The following is a 20,463-nucleotide window of genomic DNA, read 5'->3' on the forward strand; positions in this document are numbered from 1 at the left end:
GCTTGTACCGACACGACTCCGTCTACGGTCCTACGCATGCAACCCACGCAAAAACCCCAAAGCAACCACTTGTTGGCTGCACTGTCGTCAGAGACGTTCAGCCGTTTGGAGCCGGACCTGGAGCATGTGAACCTGCCCTTGGGCAAGGCCCTGTACGAGTCCGGGGACACCCTGCGCCACGTCCACTTCCCGACCGATGCCATCGTTTCGCTGCTGTATGTGATGGAAAACGGCGCCTCGGCCGAAATCTCGGTGGTAGGTAACGAAGGGCTAGTGGGCATTGCCGTGTTCATGGGTGGTGAAAGCACACCCAGCCGGGCCATCGTACAAAGCGCAGGGCATGCCTACCGCCTGCCCGTGCAAAGGCTCAAGGACGAGTTCAACCGCCATGGCGAGCTGATGACGTTCATGCTGCGCTACACCCAGGCATTGATCACCCAAATGGCGCAAACCGCGGTGTGCAACCGGCATCACTCCATCGACCAACAGTTGTGCCGCTGGCTGTTATTGTCGCTTGACCGCCTGCCGGGTGATCGCCTGTGCATGACTCAGGAACTGATCGCCAACATGCTGGGCGTTCGCCGCGAGGGTGTGACCGATGCTGCAGGCAAGCTGCAGCGTCTGGGGGTGATCGAGTACAACCGCGGGCAGATCAGGGTGCTCGACAGACCACGCCTGGAACTGCTGAGCTGTGAATGCTACGCCGTAGTGAAGAAAGAGACCGAGCGGCTGCTGCCCTACGTGCCGGGCTGATAGTGCGAACCCATGGTTCCAGGCCGTGCACCACGACACCCAGGTGCTGGAGGCCTCTTCCAGCCGGGGTGCGCACGGTCGTCAGCCCATCTGCTGCCACAAGATCAGCAACCCGGGCACCCAAGCTGTGAAGATCGCGCACAGCAGAGTCATTGCCGCCACCAGACGCTGGATCTTCCTGGCCAGCGCCAGCAACAGGAAAAAGCTGAACCACAACACCGTCCACGCCGCCCAGTTCAGCACATCCCATACCTTCAACAGCCCTTCGGCGCCAGGGATGGAACTGACTGTCACCACCAGCGCCGTCACGCTGACGAACAGGCAGAACCAGCCTAGCCCGCGCCCATCAACCTGCAGCACCTGGTTGGCGGCCACCCACAGGTAGGTAAAGGCGAACAGGAGGGTCAAGGCACCGGCCTTGATGCCTTCGGCCGAGCCCACCACGAAGATCAGGTAGACCGCCACCAACAGGCTGAGCAAACCGACAAACAGGTTGATCACCGCCACTTCGCGGTCAGTGATACGCCCCATCAGCCAGATGCTGTTGATGAACAACACTGCACCCACATACAGCAGAACCAGTCCGTACAACATGGCAACCTCTTCTCATTCGAATTGTTTTAGGGTTTTTCTTGCCATTTCCAGCATCGACAGCCGCTGTTTCATCGCCTCTTTCGACAAGTAGGCATGAGCTTCAGGCTCCTGCCAGCCCTGGGCCGCCATCAGCAGGACCTTGGCCTTGTTGATGTCGGCCTGGTGCTCCAGACGCTCCTGCAACTGGGCATTCTTCTGCATCAAGCGGGCCTGGGCTTCGCTGTTGCTTCTGGCGCACACCAACGCCGGAAGCACCTTGTGGTTGTCCAGAGGCAGTACCATCACGCCGTGACACCCCAGCTCCAGGATTTGCGAAAGAATGGTCGGGCTCTCGTACTCCACCAAGGCGATGGCGGTCAGGCGTACGCCGCCCTGCGCCAGCAGCTTGCCCAGCTCGGCATGGTGGCGGCCTTCGAACACCCCGCAAAACACCAGGTCGGTGTGGGTGTCGAACGCCTTGGGCGGTGGCCAGCACTGCTTCACCGAGCAGCCGATACGCATCAGTTGCAACACCAGGGCATCAGTGATTTCACTGGGCGGACAAACGATGCCCACGTGCAGTTCACGCAGCGTGTTCAGGATGTTCGACGTGCTCATGAGGGGCCGCCTCCCATCATGCTCACGGTCCAGTCGTCCAGGTTGTGAACCACCACATAGGGGTCAGGGCGGATGGTCGTAGGCGATTGCCATTTGATGCAGATCTGCCCGCGCGCATCGATCTCGCCGATACGTGAAAACAGGTGCGAGTGGTTGTTCTGCTGCTCCACCTGCACCCTGCCCTGGGGGCTATCCATGCTCGCGTGGTACAGGTGATTGCGGATTACCTCCACCTCCAGGCTGCCGGTGGCATTTACCGCCTGGCACAGCATGCGCATCTGGCAATACGCCGCCTCGGCCCAGGCAGTGATCCGCACATCGGCCGGAAAGAACGCACGGCACTGACTGACGAATGCGTTGCTTTGCGGTGACTCGACGCTGGTGAAGTAGGGTGCCACGACGATGTTGCCACGGGCTGCCTCGGCCCCCATTTCGGCAATTTCTGCCTCGCTGGTAGTCAAGCTGGCGATCGGCGGCCGAGGGCCATTACCATATCGCTGCGCCATTGCTTGGTAGAAGCTTGCCGTCCCCGTACCGACCACGGTCGAGAACACCACGTCAGGGGCAGAACGCACCACCCGCTCGACCACCAGGGCCAGGTCATCGGCCGAGGGGTACAGGGGCATGTAGGCTTCTTCCACCACTTCGCCACCATGCTGCTTGTACAGGTGGCGCATGACATGGTTGCTTTCCCGCGGGTAGATGTAGTCGGAACCGACGAAGGCGACCCTGGCGCCGTAATGACGTGTCAGGTATGCCGCCAGTGGCGCGCTATTCTGGTTAGGTGCCGGCCCGCCGTAGATGATATTGGGCGAGTACTCGAAGCCCTCATAGGGCGTGGGATAGAACAGCAAGCCATCGGCGCGCTCGATGACGGGCATCACGGCTTTGCGGGTGTGCGACATGTAGCAGCCGAGCATCAGGCGCACACCGTGGTTGCGCACATAGTCGTCACACAGATTGCGATAACGGTCCGGGTCGCCCCCGGGGTCACCGACCAGGGTCAGAACCGGTTCGCCAAGTACGCCCCCCTCGCGGTTAACCTGTTCGACCGCCAGCAGCGCGCCACAGCGCTGCGAGCGTTCAATGGCTGCGGTAACGCCGGTTTCGGCGAACAGCAAGCCCACCTTCAATTGCCTGTCTTGTCTACTCATCACACCATCCTGTGACAACTGTCATGTCGGCAACGAAAAACGGATGCGCCCGCGCTCAAGGTGGCCGGCCACCGTCATGCACGTCACTTCTGCCTGGCATGGGATGCGGTTACCAAGCAGGTACTCGGCCAGTGGCACTTCCAGCTCATGGCGGATAAAGCGCTTGAGTGCACGCGCGCCAAACTCCAGGTCATGGCCTTCGCTGGCCAGCTTGCCAACCACCGCCGCATCCAGCTGCAGGCGGCAGTGATGCTTGGCAAGACGCCGGTTCAGGCGCGACACCTCCAGTTCAATGATGCGCTCGCTCACCTCCTGTTCGATGGCATTGAACACCACAGTGCTGTCGATGCGGTTGACGAACTCGGCAGAAAAACGCTTCACCAGGCGCCGCCGCACCAAGCCCAGCAAACGCTCGCGGCGCCCTGCCTGCAGGCCAAGCAGACGCCGCAGCGGCGCCAGCGGGCCCAGCCGGTGCTGGCGTATTTCGTCTGCCGCCAGGTTGCTGGTCATGAACACCAGTGTGTTACGGAAATTGAAGCTCTTTTCACCGGAGGCCAAGCGCAGCAGGCCATTGTCGAACACATTGAGCAGCGCCTGGGACACCTCCTTGCTGGCCTTCTCCAGCTCATCGAACAGCACGATCCCTGGGCGCCCTTGGCTCCCGTCCAGCAGCGCCTGGTCAAACAGCGTGCGGCCTTCCTTGGCGCCAGCATAGCCCGGTGGTGCGCCGGTCAGAGCAGCGGCGTAGTGTTCCTGGGCCAGCGTGTTCATGTCGACCCGGCAGAAGGCATCGGCATCACCGTGCAGGGCGCGGGCCAGGGCACGCACGACCTCGGTCTTGCCGACCCCGGTCGGGCCGAGGAACAATGCCGTGAACAGCGGGCGGCGCGGGTCGAGAATATCCGCACGCACCACCGTGAGCACATCTTCGATGGCCTGCAAGGCTTCGTCCTGGCCCAGCACTTCGTTGCGTACTACCTGCATGACGGCAGCGACATCGAAGCGGAAACGCGACTGCAGGGTGTCTTCACTGCGCAGGTGGGTCTCGACGATTGCCCGGGTGTGGCAGTTTTCGGCACTCAGTGCAGCACTGGAGGACGCATCGCGACGCGTCTGCTCCAGCAGGTCATTCAAGAACGGCATGGTCTTCCCCTCGCTTTGTGAAACAGCGTGCCCGCAGGCACGCCGGGCAACCCCGTCAGCGGGCTTCCTTTTCCTTGGCATCGTACGGAAGGCTGCCGACCGGGCACTGCGCCACCCCCGAGGTACGCCGGGTCAGGGCCTCGACGTTGTCGCGGGCCTTCTCGGCATCCAGCACCCAGGTGCGGTAGAACTCGAATGGGCATTCGGCAATGCCGCGGTCGCCGTCACCAGACAAATGCATACCGCTGTAGCCACGGTGCAGGATCTTGTACAGGTGGTTTTGCGACTGGTCGTTCTGCCGCGCATCGCGAATTTGCGAGATCGACAGCTGGGCGTACTGGATACCCATCTCCTCTTCACCGCACTCGCCGAGTGTACGGCCATCGAAACCGATGATTGCCGAGTGACCGAAGTAGGAGTACACACCATCGAAGCCCGCCGCGTTGGCCACTGCAACGTAGCAGTTGTTAGCCCACGCCATGGCCTTGGCCATCAGCACCTGCTGGTCCTTGGCCGGGTACATGTAACCCTGGCAGCGCACGATCAGCTCGGCGCCTTTCATGGCACAATCGCGCCAGATTTCCGGGTAGTTGCCGTCATCGCAGATGATCATGCTGATCTTCAGGCCCTTGGGGCCATCGGCAACGTAGGTCTGGTCGCCCGGGTACCAGCCCTCGATCGGGCACCAGGGGATGATCTTGCGGTACTTCTGCACGATCTCGCCATTGTTGTCGATCAGCACCAGCGTGTTATAGGGGGATTTGCGCGGGTGCTCTTCATGGCGCTCGCCGGTCAGCGAAAACACGCCCCAGACATTGGCCTTGCGGCAGGCCTGGGCGAACACTTCGGTTTCCACGCCGGGTATGGCCACGGCGGTTTCCATCATTTCGGCCGGGTCATACATGATGCCCTGCAGGCTGTACTCTGGAAAAATCACCAGATCCATGCCCGGCAGCCCCTGCTTCATGCCGACAATGATGTCGGCGATTTTCCTGGCGTTTTCGAGCACCTCATCGCGGGTATGCAGGCGCGGCATCTTATAGTTGACCACGGCGACGCCGACGGTGTCATTGCTGCTGGAAATATCACCATGACGCATGTTGACCACCTCTTGTTGTTATTTTTCAGGGACGAAAAAAAGCCCTCTCCGCATGCGGAGAGAGCTCATTTGCTCTTTGGGTTCGGTGTGGAGGCCGCGACATCGCCATTGATGCGCGGCTCCTGACAACCAACGGTATATGCCGGGTGTGGCGGCTTGTCAACCCGCCATCAACCGTTGCCGCTTCAGGCGCCGAGTGAACACAGCACGCTTTGCAGCTTGTCTCGGGTGGTATGCGTGCAGGCCTGCATGGGCTCGCGCAGCTCGTCTGCAATCAGGCTTTGCAGCTGCAACGCCGCCTTGACCACGGCCGGGTTGGGCTCGGCAAAGGCCACTTTGATCCAGGGCAGCAACTGGTAGAACGTACCACGCGCGGCAGCCCAATCGCCGCTGTCAACCTGCTGCACCATGCGTACGTACAGGTCGGCGCGCACATGTGCGGAGGCTGAAATGGCCCCTGCCCCACCCAGGCACAGGTTATTGAAGATCTGCAGGTCTTCACCGGCCAGCACCTGGGCGTGGCCGTCCTCGATCAGGGCCATGGTCGTCTCGCTGTCACCACCACAGTCCTTCACCGCTGCAATGCGTGGATGGCGCACGATACGGCGCAGGGTTTCACGTTCCATGCGTACGCCAGTGCGGTAGGGAATGTCGTAGACGATCACTGGCACGCTGGCGGCATCGGCCACGGTGGCGAAGAAGGCTTCGATGCCAGCCTGCGAAGGGCGGATGTAGCAAGGTGCGGGAACCAGCAGCCCGCCAATGTCACGCTGCTGGATTTCAGCCTGGAAGGCCAGCAACTCACGCAGGTTGTAACCTGACAGGCCCATCACCACCCTGCCAGGCTCCACCCAGGCCAGCACGGCATCCAGCACTGCCAGTTGCTCGGCCTTGGACAACGCCGCTGCCTCACCCGTGGTACCGCACACCACAAAACCGGCCACACCGTCTTCGAGCAGCTTCTTCACCAGCTTTTCCAGGCCTGGGAAGTCGATTTCATTGGCGCGCATTGGCGTGACGAGGGCGATCCAGATACCACGGAAATTCGACATGCAAAAACTCCTGATGTTGACCGAAAGTCAGCGTCAGCAGGGCAAAGAGTGGAAGTTGTGGCAGGGATACCTGGCGCCTTCTGTCTCGTCAGCCCACCTGACGAGACAGCGCGCCTCGGTCAGATGAGCGGCTGTTTCTTGGATTTCTTGGCAACGGCAACGCACGCGTCTGCCTGAGCGATGAAGCCCGAAGCGGAAATGGCGTGGTTGGATGTGGACATGCTGGCAAGCCCGTTGCGTAGGTATGGCTGGATAATGGTGGGGCGGCGTACCTGGTGTCAACCCTTGGCCCGCATCGCCCCGTGCAGGCGCGCCCCTTGCAACGCAGTGATTGCCGTCACCGCCACTCGCTGTAAGGCTCAAGCGGTGTCACCGGCAGGGCCAGGTTGCCTCGCCACGGTTCGAACAGGTAGCGCAGGTAGAGCATGCCATGGCTAGGCGCATAGTCATCGCTGTGCTGCCAGTCGAAGCCGCCGCCCAGTACCCACTGGTCACTCAGGCGCCGTTCGAACAGACCGCGCAGGCGGTAGCCCAACCCGCTGCTGTCGCTGGCTTCGGTCATCGCATCGATGTTGGAGTCGACGCCATAGTGCGCCAGTACCTTGCGGTTGATGTGTGCGTCCGGGTACAAGCGGCTACTGCCACTATGGGCCTGAGACCAGCTGACGGAACCTTCCAGCAGCAACGACCAGTCGTAGTTGCGCCAGGCATAACTGACCGGCACGCCCACCGAACTGTAGCGCTGCGGGCTGTAGTAACCGCCCTGCCCCAGGCTGTAACCGCCCAGGTCCTTGTCGTGACGCCAGTGCATCAGCGTCACGCCAACACGTACACGCTCGTCGGCCTTTTCCACCACGCGGTGGTAAAAGCCGGCCATGGCCCGGGTCCGCTGGTTGTCGGCCACGTTTTCGCCGTACAGCCAATGGTGCCCCAGGCTGGCCCACACCCCGTTGTCGCCACCTTGGTCCCAGCTCAGGCCGAGCGTGGCGCCATTGGCAGTGACCCCACCCCAGCGCACGCCCGTCGGGCGGTCGCGTGCGCCGGCGAACGACAGCAATGAATTGCTCATCGGCCGGCGCGAGGCGGTCAGCGACCAGCCAACCTGCCCGAGGTCACCGTTGAGCGTTGCGCCGCCCAGCCAGTTGTTGATTGCATAGCCCTGGGTGGTGCCCAGGTCGAACGCCCAGCGGCTGCCCTGCCAACCCAACGCCAGCAGGCTGCCGTTTGCAGTCTGCGATCCCCCCGTGCACGCGGGCAGTGTTTCCCCGTCAGCGCTCTTGCCAACAAACTGGCAGCTGCCGAAGTCGGGGGTGTAGCTTCCCTGATCGTTCGGTTCGAACGACCCGGCATCCATGCCAATGCGCTCTACCCGCGCAAACGCGGTGCCCTCCTGCCAAGGGGTGTCGACGTGCAACAAGGTCGACTGGGTACTCAGTTCCGACGTGCCGGGCGTACCGTCATCCTCGCGCCAGCCGTAGTCATGCATCAGCGTCACATGGGTATTGCGCTGGCGATACAGGGCGTCCACATCACTGCGCAGGCTACGGGCCAGCCAGTCGTCGCCATCCTGCTCGCGGCTGGCCAGGGTCAATGCACGGTCATCCCGTGGCGCTACGGCAGCACGGTCCAGCAACTGCGCATCGGCCATCGCTGCCGCGTAAAGGTCCAGTGCTCGTTGAGGATCATCCTGCGCTACCAGGCGGGCTGCGTCGCGCCGCAACAACGGATCGGGTCGCGTCTGCTGCGCGGCAATCCGGTCAAGCAGCCTGGCCGCCTGATCGTGTTCACCCAGCGCTGTCCACACCGCCGCCAGGCGCCGCTGGGCGTTGCCGTCATCAGCGGCAAATTGTGGCACCTTCACGCCCAGCATGTGCCGGGCCTGCTGCAGGTTGCCTTCGGCCACGGCGCTTTCCATCACCCCAAGGCGTGCACCAGGACGCCCAGGCTGCGCGACCAGCACACGCTGGTAATAACTGCGCGCCTTGCCATGTTCACCACGCGCGGCTGCCCAGTCAGCCAACAGCATCAAGTCGTCCGGGCTACCTTCACCACGCGCCAGGCCGGCTTCAAGCAAGGCTGTCGCCTCGGCACTGCGGCCTTGTGCCTGCAACTGCTGCGCAGAGGCCAGGGTCATACGCCGTTGAACACGTTGCTCCAGCGCGTGCATGTCCGCGCTCCAGGTCGCCTGAGGTACCGCCCTCAGACTGTCCAGAGCCAAGGCATCACGGTCGCTGGACTCCAGGAACAGGCCGTGGGCATAGCGCGTTGCCGGATCACGTGGCTGGTGCTGCACCAGCCTGGCAAATGCCGCGTCGGCCTCGCCAGTGCGCCCTTGGTGACGCAGACTGTTGGCCAGCTGATACACCAGCCAAGGCTCATCCGGGGCCAGGGCCGCGGCCTGGCCCAGCACGTGGCTGGCCGTCGACCAGTCCTCGCGCTGCAGGGCTTCGTCCCCTTGCTGGCGTAGCCGCGCAAGTTCCAGGCTGCGTCGCAGGCTGGCGAACTGCGCCTGCTGCCGTGGTGGCAGGCTGTCCAGGTATGCCTGCGCCTTGCCTGGCGACTGCGCCTGGTAAACGCGCATCAAGCCACGCACGGCACTTTCGTTATCCGGCGCCATACGCCTTACCTGCAGGTACTGCCGCTCGGCAGCCGCCACATCGCCTTCGGCCAGCGAGACATCTGCCAGGCCCAACAACGCGTATTCATCCTTTGGCCGTTGCTGGCGAGCCTGCCGGTAAAGTACGCGCGCACCGCGCGCGTCTTTCGCCGCCAGGGCCTGCTCGGCTTTCTTCAGCAGGGCCCAATACTGGCTGGACGACTCCAGGTCCTTCCATTGGCTGATCCAGTAGGTGTCCTGCTCCTTGGCGCTCGCCGCGCGGAACGCCGCATGGGCGTCTTCATGGCGGCCCTGGCGCATCAACGCATAACCCAAGGCCCCATACAGGCCGGCATCGCCCGGGTACTGGCGCAGGGCGCGGCGCAGCTGCGTTTCAGCTTCGGCATTACGGCCCTTGTCGAGCAATGCCTTACCCCGTTGACCGGCCTGCCATGCCGGGTCGGCCAGCAGCTTGCGCTGTTGTTGCAAGGTCTCGCTGGCCTGTGCCAACAACGGCGAAGCCGGGTAACGCTGAAGAAAGGCCTGCCAGGCTGCCGCGCTGGTGGCACTCACGGCTTGCCCGGACAGGTAGTCGAACTCGCGCTGGGCAGCGGCATCCCGTGCACCAGGGTCTCGCGCCAGCTGATCGAGCACGGCCAAGGCCTCGCGGTCACGCTTTTCGGCGAACAACCAACCGGCCAGGGTCTGGCGCAGCCCGGCACTGCCTGGATACTGCTGATCCAACCGCTGCAACTGGCGGATTGCCTCAGGGCGTTGTCCTGGCAGGTTGCCGCGCACGCGCCAATAGTCCAGGGCCAATTCAAGGCTGGGTGGTTCGCCGGCAAACAACTGTTCGTACACCGCCAGCGCCTCTTCATTACGGCCGGTAACCGCCAGCAGACGCGCCTGCTGCAGGCGCCGCGCAGGCGCCGGTTGTTGAAGTTCAAGCAGGCGTGCGGCCTGACGTGCTTGCAGGCTGCCAGGTGCCACGGCACTGATCCGCGCACTCAACTGCTCGGCTTCACTGCTGTTCTTCTCGCGCAATGCCAGGCTCAAGGCCGCCAGCAACACGTCCGGGTTGCGCGGCTCAAGCAACTGCAAACGGCCCAGCGCATCGCGTACCAGGTCGTCACGGTGCAGCGCTTCGCCACGGCGTACCTGGTCCAGCAGCCATTGGCGCTGTTCATCGACATCCTTGGGTTGCGCATCTGCCTGGCAGGTTATTGCCGCCAGCATCAACACGCCGATCATTCGCTGCATGGCGCGCTCCAGGCCGGCAACAGGCGGCCGTGCGGGTCAAAACGGTAACGGGCCTCGTCGAAGCCCTGGCCGAACAGCGCCAGCACCTGGCTGTAATACGCCTTGGCCTCGACCGGCTGTTCGCGCAAGCGCTGGCGCTGGGCCGCCAAGCCGGCCATGTACTCAGGCGAGGCAGCAAGCAATGGCAGCAAGGCCGCAGAGAAACCCGCCGGGCCATGGCCGCGGGCTTCACCGCTGCGTGCATCCAACTGCTCAGGAGGTAGCCCCTGGCGCTGGGTCAATGCCGCCATCGGCGCATAATGGGCCACCAGTTCGCGGCGTTGCGCAGCACCCTCGGCCAACATGCCAACCCACAGGTATACACGAATGGCGTCATAATCACCGGCATTGCCATGTTTCGTGTCTGCCGCTGGTTTTCCGGCCGGCGTCCACAGCAACCAGTCCGGGGCAAAGCCCTTTGGCGACGATGCCAACCACAAACGCCGCGTGTTGGCCGCCAGCTCACCCCACAAGGGGTCCACCTCGCTGAAGCGGTCGAGCAACTGCAGCGGCAGGTAGCTGGGGTTCAGGCGGGTACCCTGGGCGTCTTCGAAACCGTAGTCACCTGGCAGCAACATCACGCCAAGGCCTGGAAGCTTGCGCACGGTCTGCGCGGCGATACGCCACAGCAGGTGCTGGCCCAGTTGCGTGTAGGCCGGCTGGTCCCACAACCGCCCTGCTTCCAGCAGGCTGTAGGCGATCCACAGATCGGCATCGCTGGCGTTGTTGGCGTCCAGCACCTGCCACTGCTGCTGCCCGTCACGGCCCCACAGCCAGGCAGGCAGATGCCGGGCCAGGTCACCCTCGGCGAGGTTGTTGCTGGTCCAACGCAGCAACTGCGCGAAGGTTTGCCGATCGTTGCCTACCAGGGCGAAGAACAGCGCGTAACTCTGCCCTTCCGAGGTGGTGATCAGGCGCTCGTCACTCGGGTCGATGACCCGCCCATCCACACTCACCAGCTCGGCCTTGAACCGCTCCCAGGCAGGCCATGGGCAAACCGACCCGGCATTGGCGAAGACGGGCAGGCCTAAGGCGACCAGCCCTACCAGCATCTGACGCATCATCACCCCGCCTCCCCCAAGCGGCGCTTGCCTGCCCAGCGCAGTGCCCGCCACAACAAGAAGGCGAACAGCACCACGCAAACAGCCGCGATCACCGCCAGCAACACAGGGTGCTCGGACAAGTGGAACCACAGCAGCAGCCACCACGGCAACGCGCCCACGAAGTAGTGCTCGCCGACGAACTGGCTGCTCACGCCACTGCTGCGTACCAGCGTTACTGAACCCGCCACCGCATCGAGCTTGCCCACATCGCCAAGCACGTCGCGCAGCAATGCGTAATCGCTGTCGCTGTTGGCCAGCAAGGCCACAACACTGCGCTGCTCGTGGAACGGCGACTTCAGCCCGGTGATGGCCGCAATCGGCGCCTGGGCGCTGACCGCCACGCGGCTGCTTGCAGCCACCGGCTCAGTATCGAAACGCTGGCCACCGGGCCACGATGCGCTGCGGCCCTGCAGCAACCAGTCACGCTGGGCGCTGAGCAACAGGCCAAGGTCGGGCGCATCGCGCAGGGCCTCGGGCAGGCTGCCGATCAGCAGCAAGTCGGCGTCTGCCGCTGCGACCTGTTGCCAGTCGTCGATCAATTGCAGGCCAAGCGCCGGGTAACCGATCTGTCCGGCCAACCCGCCAACCGTGTCGAGCAAAGTGCCGACCTGCATCGCCGTGGGTTTGGCCGGCATGATGACCAGCGTCTCGGACAGGTCGGCCATGCGGCTGAACGGGAAGCCACTGCGGGCGAATGCACGCAGGTCGGGCATGGCGATGTAATGGTGGTAACCGGAAAGGTCGATGGTGGAGTTGTCGTCGATTGCTGCACGCACGTCCACCGGCAGCGAGGTCTGGCAGCGATCGCGCTGGGCGCTGCCCAGGGTACTGGCAAAGCTGAAGTCGAAGCGCAGGCGGTTGCGGTCGCCAATCTTCAGCGCCGGTACCAGCGAGTTCTCGGTCAATGCAGTGTTGTCACCGGACAGCACTGCCAGGCGCATTTCTTCAAGGGTACCGCCGCGCCGGTCATTGCCCACCAGCGGCATGCTGGTGATGTACTGATCGTTGACGCTGATGCTCAGGCGCGATTCGTCGGTCACCGCTGGCGCCGTATAGCGGTACAGGGTGCGCAGCGGAATACCCTGGTTGCGCCAGACGAACAAGTCGGGCGGCAGGTTCAGTTCCAGTGTCACCGGCCGCGGTTGCAGGCCGCTGACTTGCAGTTGCTCGGGGTAATCCAGCAGCTCGGCAAAGCGTACCGGCCGGTCGGTGCGCGTCCAGTTCGGCGCATCGTAGGGCTGGCGCGGTTGCAGCGCGGTCATCTGCTCCACCTTCACGCGCGCGCCGCGGAACAGATTGTTGCCAACCGCCAACGCCGAGGCGGCCTTGATCAGGTCGTCGTCGTTACGGCCCAGCACCAGCAGCACTTTGCTGAAGCGGTCGTCCGGGTGATCGATCATCTGCAGCACGGGGCCGTCGACCGGCGGGAACTGCTGCAGATCAGCGAGGAACGCCGGGCGACGGTCGTTGCTGGCAAACACGATGCTCGGTGCAGGTTTATCGCCACGGGCCGGCAGGTGGTTGTACAGCACAGGGAAGCTGGCCTTGCGCCAACCGGCCTGGCTGCCGAAGTAGGATGCCAGGATTGCCGCCGCACGCTGCTCGCCCAGGCTCGGCACGCCGCTGAACACCACCGGCAGTACTACCTTGCCGGTGTCGCGGGTATCGAAGAACGGCAACGGGAAATACGCCAGGTCGTTTTCCAGCACCAGCGCCTGCTCGTGCAACTGTACCTGGCTCTTGCGGTTAAGGTTAAGCCACAGGCCGCTGTGGGCCGGGTCTTCGCAGACATCGGTATAGTGCCCGACAAACTCCAGACGTACCCGGTTGAAGTCGCCAAGCAGTTTCGGGTCCAACGGCAGCTGGCGACGTACACGCTGGCCCAACTGCTCCTTTTCTACCGGAACTACGCCCATAAGCTCGTCGTTGAGGTAGACGCGCAAGTGCGACAGGTTCGGCAGCAAGGCTGGCGAAGGCGTGTAGTCCAGTTGCAAGCTGGCATCGGTGGCCAGGCGATCGCGACGCAGGCCAAACTCGATATGCTCACTGTTGCGTACCCCCAGCAGCAGGCTGTCGGACGCATGCCCAAGCTGCTCGAAGGTTTTCGCAACCTGCCAGTTTGGTACCGTGGGTGTGGGTACCGCAGGCTCGGCAAGCGGAGCTACGGAAGCAGCAGCGGCGCTCTGCGACAAGGCGGTAAACAGCGCCATCGCCAGGCCCCAGGTACGCGCGGGATAACCAGTCATCATGCGTCTCGATCAACAGGGTTCATGGAAGGGATTGCCTGCGGTGTGCGGGGCCAGTAGCTGGCCAGCCACAACGCCAGCGAACGCAGTGGGCGCAACCACGCCCGTAGCCATGGCGGCATGTGCTCGACCAGGCGCACGTAACCGACGCCGCCCAGCTTCAACACATCGATCAGGCTGCGCAGCGGGCGCTCGACCTCGTGCTGCTCGTTCCAGCCAAGCCAGGCATCGGCGCGGGCAAAGGTGCAGTGGACCAGGTCGATACGCTGCTGCAGGGCGAGGTCGCGGAACACCAGGCCGACGTGTTGCCCGACGGTACGGGTGACGCACGCCTGGAAGGCGAACTCGCGTTGGCCGCGGTTGAGCAGCAGGCGTACCTGCTCCCCCGGTTTCAACTCCAGACCGGGCTGTACCTGCAGGCCGATACCGCCGTCGGAGTAGTCGACCAGGGTGCAGGGGTAGGCATGACCGCTGGCCAGCATCAGCCCCGCCGGCAAGCGCATCGGCACCCGATGGGCGCGGCGCACCTGGCGCACTTCGGCGGCCACCGCAACTGCGGCACCGATAATCAGCAGGTTGTAGATCACCCACAGCGAGCTGACGATCACCGTGCCGATTTCTGCCGTCGGGCCGGTGACCAGGCGCCACACCGCAAAGCCCAGACCCACCACGTTGAGCGCCGCCAGCCACAGGTAAGGTTGGGCGATGCGCCAGTCGAACTGTTCCTGCTCCATCAGGCCGCCCTTGGCGGTGACGTTGAACGTGCCTTTTTTCGGCGCGAACAGCGCCACCGTGGTCGGACGGGCGATGTACCAGGCCAGTACGGTCTCGTAGACCTCGCCCCAGAAGGTTTGTCGGTACTTGCCCTGCATCCGCGAGTTGGTCAGGCTGGCGTGGATCATGTGTGGCAGCACGTACAGCAGAATCATCAATGCCGGTGCGTAGATGATGTAGGCATGCAGCAACAGGAACGCCAGTGGCGCCGTCAGGAACACCAGCCGCGGCAGGCCGGCCAGGAAGTGCAGCATCGCGTTGGCGTAGCACACCCGCTGGAACAGGCTAAGGCCACGCCCGAACAGCGGGTTGTCGGTGCGGAAGATCTGCACCATCCCACGGGCCCAGCGAATGCGCTGGCCGATGTGCGCCGACAGGCTTTCAGTGGCCAGGCCCGCAGCCTGCGGAATGCTCAGGTAGGCTGACGTCCACCCTTGGCGATGCAGGCGCAGGGCGGTGTGGGCATCTTCGGTCACGGTCTCGACGGCAAAACCACCGATGCTTTCCAGCGCAGTGCGGCGCAGCACGGCACAGGAGCCGCAGAAAAACGCCGCGTTCCACATATCGTTGCCGTCCTGGATCAGGCCGTAGAACAGCTCCCCTTCGTTGGGGCGGCGGCGGAACGAGCCGAGGTTGCGCTCGAACGGGTCAGGCGAGAAGAAATGGTGCGGTGTCTGCACCAGCGCCAGTTTAGCGTCCTTGAGGAACCAGCCCACGGTCAGTTGCAGGAAGGAGCGCACCGGCACATGGTCGCAGTCGAAGATGGCGATCAACTCGCTGTCGGTGACGCCCAGCGCATGGTTGAGGTTGCCGGCCTTGGCATGCTTGCTGTCGGGCCGCACGATATACCCTACCCCGACTTCGTCGGCAAAGGCACGAAACGCGTCGCGGCGGCCATCATCGAGAATGTAGATGCGCAGGCACTCGCGTGGCCAGTCCAGGCCCAGCGCGGCCATTACCGTGGTGCGCACCACTGACAGGTCTTCGTTGTAGGTAGGGATCAGCAAATCGACGGTTGGCCAGTGCCTGACGTTGGCCGGGAGGTTTGCCGGCTTGCGCTGCAATGGCCAGCTGGTCTGGATGTAACCCAGGATCAGCACGAACCACGAATAGGTTTCTGCCGCCAACAGGATCACCCCGAATACCAAGTCGGTGGTGTCGTTCCAGTTCAGGGTCGAGGTGTAGCGCCACCACAGATAGCGGCACGAGATGATGGTCGACAGCACGATCAGCATCAGGGTCGGGAAACGCCCCGGCATGTGTCGCACCAGCATGGCGATAACCAGGAGCAGGCAGATGAACATCAGCTGCGCCAGGTAGCCGAACGGCTCGGTCACGCACAGCAGGGCGAGGCTGAGGGCGAATACCGTCAGCACGCTATAGAACGCCCGCCGGGCAAACACGCTCAGGCCGCGCAGGCGTGCCGAGGCCTGGTGCTTGAAAACACTGGCGCGGTAGCGCGCGGGTAACTGTTGCAATGCATCGATCAGCAGGCCGCGGTAGTGGCGCGCCACCCCGCCTGCCGCCCGCAGGTGCATGCGCACAGCGCCCAACGCGCGGCGGCCAGGCCCTGCTGTACGTGCCTGCGGTTGGCGCCGCAGCAACAACCACAGGCTCTGGATCAACAGGCGCAGCGGGTCACCCAGGGTTGGGCGCTTGCCCGCCAGCTGCGGGTACAGGCGTTGGCGCTCGGCCAACAGCGCCTGCCAGGCGGGTGACTCCAGGCGCAGAAACAGGAAGGCCAGCCACACGCCGAGGGTGAACAGCCATGCGACCGGCAGACGCGCGCCACGGACAGTGAACCAGGTATAGGCCGACAGAGGGGTCAGGGTCACGGCTGGCGCCTCGTCAGACAGCGCACCGCCAGGCTTTGCACATCACGGCAGGCCAGGCTCTGCGGTGCGTAAAGACCCAGGGGAGCCTTGTACGCCAGCGCTTCGAGGAAGGCTTCGTCGCGATGGACCACCTGGATCGGCAAGCGATCACGAAACAGATCACGCCACACCATCAACAGGTCGCTCTGCAAGCGGCTGGCCGGGTCATAGCGGTTGACCAGCAGCATGTCGAAGTGCTCGAGCGGGCGTCGCCCGAGCAGCAGGTGGCTGGCCATTTCGGCTTCTGCCACCAATACCCGCACATCAGTCTCCATGCCATTGCCGGCGGTATCGCCCGGCAATTGCGGCAGGTCGTACAACAGCCAGTCAAAATGCTCGGCCAGCTCGACCTGGCGAGCGCGCCATGACTGCGCATCGGGCACACGGTGCTGCGCACCGCCAGGCAGGTTGCCGTACGGCAGCAGGAACAGGCCATCGAGCACCTCGTACACGGCATCACTGAACGGCCGCCCTTCCCGCTCGGCCAGCGCCCAGCCCTCGGACGTATCCAGCGGCAGGTTGAAGTGCAGCCCGAGCAAGTTGCTTGGACACAGGTCAATCAGCAGCACCCGCTCGCCCACGCCCTGTAGCGCGTAGCCCAATGCAGCCAGCAAGGCGCTGCGGCCCAGGCCTCCGCGCACCCCATGCAATGCCAGGCTGGTCATGGCGCGATCCTCTCGCGCTGGGTGACAGCCGCGTACAGCGCATCGTCGCTACTGGCCCTGCAGCTTTCACCCAGCAATGGCCAGCGCTGCAGGGCCTGCTGAACGCCCACCAGCATCGAGATGTCCTGGTAGTTCAGCTCTGGCATGTCCAGGTGCTGGCGCAACTGGGCAATATCATCGCTACGGTCGGACGGGTCTGACTTGCCAGTGATCATGGGCGCTCCTTGGGGATGGGCTGCCAGTCAGGCTGGCCTTGCAGGCGCATGTAGGCACGCCCCTGGTAATTCAGCACCTGTGCGCCAGAGGTTTCGGCAACCTGCTCGGTGGTTGGCAGGTCGGTCAGCAGGCCGGGTACATCCAGCACCTGCTGCTGGCCGAGGCCCGCATACACACGCGAGATCAGCTCGGACAACGCCAGGTAGCTGGTGGCAGCTGTGACCCGCAGCGGCTCGTTGCGGGCAGGCTGGCCCATGCCGATGAACTTCAGGCCGACCGGCACATGGGTAATCGACGGCGTGGGAATTTCGCGCATGCCAGACAACTGCATGCGGTCACCATGCAACGCGGCCCCATGCTCAGGGACAATGGCAACCACTACCCGGCGCCCACTGCGCTCCAGTTCGTCAAGGAAGGTGCCAAGCTCGCCAAACAGGCGATTGGCGCGGGTGGCATAGTCGGCCACGCGGGTGCCGCCGTCGGCAGTCACGATACGGTTGCCGTCATGCAGGCTGATGCTGTTGTAGAACAGTGACACATGCTCGTCCGGGATGCCTTTGCGTTGCCCCCACCAACGGCGCAAGACATCCAGGTCACTGGCGATCGGCGAGCCGTCGAAGCCCACCAGCGCCCGTGGGAAGTCGGTATTGCGCATGCCGGGTTGCGGCATGTGCTGTTGGGTAATGTCGCCGATGAAGTTGTCGAACCGGCCGCTGTGGTTGAGCAAGGTGTTGCTCTGGAAACCCAGCCGGGCCAGGTTCTGGAACAACAGGCACTGCTCCGGAGCCGGTTGGTACAGGCCAGTGTGCGACGACTGTCCGCAACTGGCACGCAGCACACGGATGGCGGCCGGGCCGCTGTAGGAGGTCGCCGAGTTGAACTGGTCGAAGATCACGTCCATGCGCGACAACAGCGGGTTGTCCCGCAGCCCCACGGCAGACAGATCATCCCAGGCCAGCGAGCAGATGTTGATTACCAGCAGGTCGAACGGTTGCTCATCGGCATTCACGGCAGGAAACGCCGTCACCCGCTCGCGCTCACTGGCGAAGAAACGCTCAAGCCAGCTGTCGAGCGTGGCATTGTCGGCCGTTGCAGTGGCTTGCACGGGCGTGGCGGTGGTACTCGCCGCCACGCCGGGCGCCTGGCCTGCACTCAGCGACGGCAAGCCGCCGACCGACAACCATGCCAACCCCAGAAGGCTCAGGGTGCTCAGGCGCAGCCAATGGCGTAGGTACAGGTAACCCACCAGCAACATTGCCAGCGCGCCGAGCAGGTTCCAGTTGATGAAGCGGCCCAGCAGCTCGAGCAGATAGTCCCACGAGAAGTCCAGCACCCCCGGCTGCGCCAGCAGGCGGCTGAAGGGTGGCAGCCAGGTGTCCTGGTAGAAAAGCGCGATACCGATTGGCACCGCCAGCAGTTGCCGGGCAATACGCAGCCACTTGCCCGGCAAAGGGACAAGCAGAAACGCAGCGAACAACAGGTTCGGCAGCGCCTGGAAGTCGAGCATGCCCAGTGCGACCAGCAGAAACTTTGCAAAAAAATAGAGGTTCCACCCTCCCAGTCCAGGCCAGCGGGCCAGTACCGGGAGGGTGATGGTGGTATTAGTCATTCTGGGGTTCCTGGCGTGCAGCGCGGCGGCGTACGCCCAGCGGTTTCAGGTAACGGGGGGGAAGGCGACGGCGCAACACGCCACGTAATGCCGAACACAGGCGCACTAGCAACAAGGCCAGGCCCAGTGTGACGAGTGCGGTAATGCCGACCACCTGCAGCAGTTGCACGAAGTTCATGCGCTACCCCGCTTGGCCAGGCCGACCTTGCGCGGTGCCAGCGCCGACCATGCCTGTGCAGGCAACTGCGCCGCCGTGTCGCTGCGGGGTGGCTGCGGTAGGTTGCTGTCGAGGAAGGCCGGAGTGGCCAGGCTGTCGACGCCGGCAAGTACCTCCTGGCCGATGAACAGCTCTTTCCATGACAGCTGGAAGATGTGGTCAAGCGCTTGCTCGACCCCTTCGGAGCGGCAGGCGAACAGGAACAGGAACAGCACCTCGCCAACCACGCAGGCAATGTCGCCATCACGGCGGAATACCGTACGCGAGCAAGCCTGCAGCGGGGTCAGGCCAGGCGCCGGACGCAACACCAGCAACTGATGGACGATTTCGCCGTTGCGCACCCCGTGCCACATGCTCTGCACAGCATCGGCGAACGCCCGTGGCGCTACCAACCCGCAGATGGCCAGCGGCCGCAGGCGTGCCAGCAAGGCATCGAAGTCGGTTGGCAGGTGTCGACGCCAGACGTAACCCTGGATGCTCTCCACCATGGTCAGGAAGCGTGACAAGCTGGCACCGAACGGCACGATCTGGCTGGCACCACAAGCCAGCAGCAACTGTTCGTCTTGATAACGCAGGGTCGGCGCCATTTCGCGCACCACCAGCTTCAAGGCGTTGCCACGCGACTGCCGCAGGTGGTGCAGTTGGCGCGCCAGGCTATCCAGACGCTGCCCACCGTCCATGGCAAAGATCACCGTGGCAGACACCGCCCGGCTGGCTTTGCCCCCCAGTTCCTCAAAGCTTTCGCAGACCTGCCAGTGTTCGGAGAAGGCTGGCGCGCCTTCCAGTACCGGGCGCTGGGCCAGGCACAGCAACTCGTCACCACCGGTGTCGCTGGGTGCCTGAGGCGCGGCAGCAACGGCAAAGCCCGCACTCAGCCGAGTCAGCTCCATGTCCCGGGTGGCTGCTTTGCCAAGCGGATTGCTCCAGAAATGCTGCAGGTAACGTACCCCACCTTTGCCGCGGTACACCTGCCCAAGGCCGTCGAGGCACTGGTTGAAAACGCGCAGGCACTCGACCAAGGCAGTGCTCTGCCCTCCACTGACGACCAGCAGCAACGCCGCTTCAGCCAACAATGCCGGGCGCAGCGCATTGCACCAGTGCTCGACTTCGGTATCCGCCCAGGCGTGTGCCGGTGCCAGCAGCACCAGCACACGCCCACGGGCATCAAGACGAGGCAGGTCTTCAACCAGATAACGGGTGGCTTGCGGGTTGGCCTCATACAGTGCCAGCTCGGCCGGACCGCGCGTCGCGTCGAGTGCACCCAGCACGTCATCCATGGCTTGCGCATCGGCGATCAGGGCTGCCCTGGCATTATCGGGCATGCCTTCGACTACCTGGCGGCATAGCAAGGAGGCGTCTTCGGCGGCGTCACAGGCTAACCAGTACAGTCCTTGTTGATGAAGCTGGCTGCTCTCGACGCTCAGGCCGGAAATCGCCAACAACTGCATTCCATTAGTCAAAACACTGGCTCT

At 63.7% G+C, this 20,463-nt stretch carries 16 protein-coding genes; 1 reads left to right on the forward strand and 15 read right to left on the reverse strand.

The annotated features are described in order from the left end of the window. The first annotated feature begins 36 nt into the window (after positions 1-36). Positions 37-753: a Crp/Fnr family transcriptional regulator gene (locus FQ668_RS17275; protein WP_014591418.1), complete on the forward strand. Its 717-nt coding sequence runs from the start codon at positions 37-39 to the stop codon at positions 751-753. 81 nt (positions 754-834) lie between these two features. On the opposite strand, the gene FQ668_RS17280 is transcribed toward FQ668_RS17275, so the two are convergent. From FQ668_RS17280 to FQ668_RS17350, 15 genes are all read right to left on the reverse strand, one after another. After that, positions 835-1,347 (reverse strand): AmiS/UreI family transporter, encoded by a 513-nt coding sequence (locus FQ668_RS17280; protein WP_012052056.1) that lies wholly within the window; start codon positions 1,345-1,347, stop codon positions 835-837. Between the two features lie 12 nt (positions 1,348-1,359). Then, positions 1,360-1,944: an ANTAR domain-containing response regulator gene (locus FQ668_RS17285; RefSeq protein ID WP_012052055.1), complete on the reverse strand. Its 585-nt coding sequence runs from the start codon at positions 1,942-1,944 to the stop codon at positions 1,360-1,362. Next, positions 1,941-3,098 (reverse strand): transporter substrate-binding domain-containing protein, encoded by a 1,158-nt coding sequence (locus FQ668_RS17290; protein WP_033724638.1) that lies wholly within the window; start codon positions 3,096-3,098, stop codon positions 1,941-1,943. Before FQ668_RS17290 ends, FQ668_RS17285 begins: the two co-directional genes overlap by 4 nt. Before the next feature lie 21 nt (positions 3,099-3,119). Continuing rightward, complete coding sequence (locus FQ668_RS17295; RefSeq protein ID WP_014591421.1) at positions 3,120-4,241, reverse strand: AAA family ATPase; 1,122 nt, start codon at positions 4,239-4,241, stop codon at positions 3,120-3,122. Between the two features lie 55 nt (positions 4,242-4,296). Beyond that, the gene (locus FQ668_RS17300) at positions 4,297-5,340 is read right to left on the reverse strand and encodes an aliphatic amidase (RefSeq protein ID WP_019436852.1); all 1,044 of its coding nucleotides are present in this window, start codon (positions 5,338-5,340) and stop codon (positions 4,297-4,299) included. A gap of 185 nt (positions 5,341-5,525) precedes the next feature. After that, positions 5,526-6,392: a 4-hydroxy-tetrahydrodipicolinate synthase gene (gene dapA / locus FQ668_RS17305; RefSeq protein WP_014591422.1), complete on the reverse strand. Its 867-nt coding sequence runs from the start codon at positions 6,390-6,392 to the stop codon at positions 5,526-5,528. Between the two features lie 337 nt (positions 6,393-6,729). Beyond that, the gene (gene bcsC, locus FQ668_RS17310; RefSeq protein ID WP_053868140.1) at positions 6,730-10,248 is read right to left on the reverse strand and encodes a cellulose synthase complex outer membrane protein BcsC; all 3,519 of its coding nucleotides are present in this window, start codon (positions 10,246-10,248) and stop codon (positions 6,730-6,732) included. Then, positions 10,236-11,351, reverse strand: a complete 1,116-nt coding sequence (gene bcsZ, locus FQ668_RS17315; RefSeq protein ID WP_053868141.1) for a cellulose synthase complex periplasmic endoglucanase BcsZ — start codon at positions 11,349-11,351, stop codon at positions 10,236-10,238. The genes bcsC and bcsZ overlap by 13 nt, the downstream gene beginning before the upstream one ends. Beyond that, positions 11,351-13,639, reverse strand: coding sequence for a cellulose biosynthesis cyclic di-GMP-binding regulatory protein BcsB (gene bcsB / locus FQ668_RS17320; protein ID WP_080999579.1), 2,289 nt, complete (start codon positions 13,637-13,639; stop codon positions 11,351-11,353). The genes bcsZ and bcsB overlap by 1 nt, the downstream gene beginning before the upstream one ends. After that, positions 13,636-16,245 (reverse strand): UDP-forming cellulose synthase catalytic subunit, encoded by a 2,610-nt coding sequence (gene bcsA / locus FQ668_RS17325; RefSeq protein WP_053868143.1) that lies wholly within the window; start codon positions 16,243-16,245, stop codon positions 13,636-13,638. Before bcsA ends, bcsB begins: the two co-directional genes overlap by 4 nt. Further along, positions 16,242-16,949 carry a cellulose biosynthesis protein BcsQ gene (gene bcsQ / locus FQ668_RS17330; protein WP_053868144.1) on the reverse strand — a complete coding sequence of 236 codons (708 nt, stop codon included), beginning with the start codon at positions 16,947-16,949 and terminating at the stop codon, positions 16,242-16,244. The genes bcsA and bcsQ overlap by 4 nt, the downstream gene beginning before the upstream one ends. Continuing rightward, positions 16,946-17,164, reverse strand: coding sequence for a cellulose biosynthesis protein BcsR (gene bcsR / locus FQ668_RS17335; protein ID WP_014591429.1), 219 nt, complete (start codon positions 17,162-17,164; stop codon positions 16,946-16,948). The genes bcsQ and bcsR overlap by 4 nt, the downstream gene beginning before the upstream one ends. Beyond that, positions 17,161-18,774 carry a cellulose biosynthesis protein BcsG gene (bcsG, locus tag FQ668_RS17340; protein WP_076402928.1) on the reverse strand — a complete coding sequence of 538 codons (1,614 nt, stop codon included), beginning with the start codon at positions 18,772-18,774 and terminating at the stop codon, positions 17,161-17,163. The genes bcsR and bcsG overlap by 4 nt, the downstream gene beginning before the upstream one ends. Then, complete coding sequence (gene bcsF / locus FQ668_RS17345; protein ID WP_010953551.1) at positions 18,767-18,952, reverse strand: cellulose biosynthesis protein BcsF; 186 nt, start codon at positions 18,950-18,952, stop codon at positions 18,767-18,769. The genes bcsG and bcsF overlap by 8 nt, the downstream gene beginning before the upstream one ends. After that, positions 18,949-20,439: a BcsE family c-di-GMP-binding protein gene (locus FQ668_RS17350; protein ID WP_053868145.1), complete on the reverse strand. Its 1,491-nt coding sequence runs from the start codon at positions 20,437-20,439 to the stop codon at positions 18,949-18,951. The genes bcsF and FQ668_RS17350 overlap by 4 nt, the downstream gene beginning before the upstream one ends. Positions 20,440-20,463 lie beyond the last annotated feature (24 nt).

Origin of the sequence: Pseudomonas sp. Kh14, assembly GCF_900291005.1 — a bacterium.
Classification (GTDB): Bacteria; Pseudomonadota; Gammaproteobacteria; order Pseudomonadales; family Pseudomonadaceae; genus Aquipseudomonas; species Aquipseudomonas alloputida.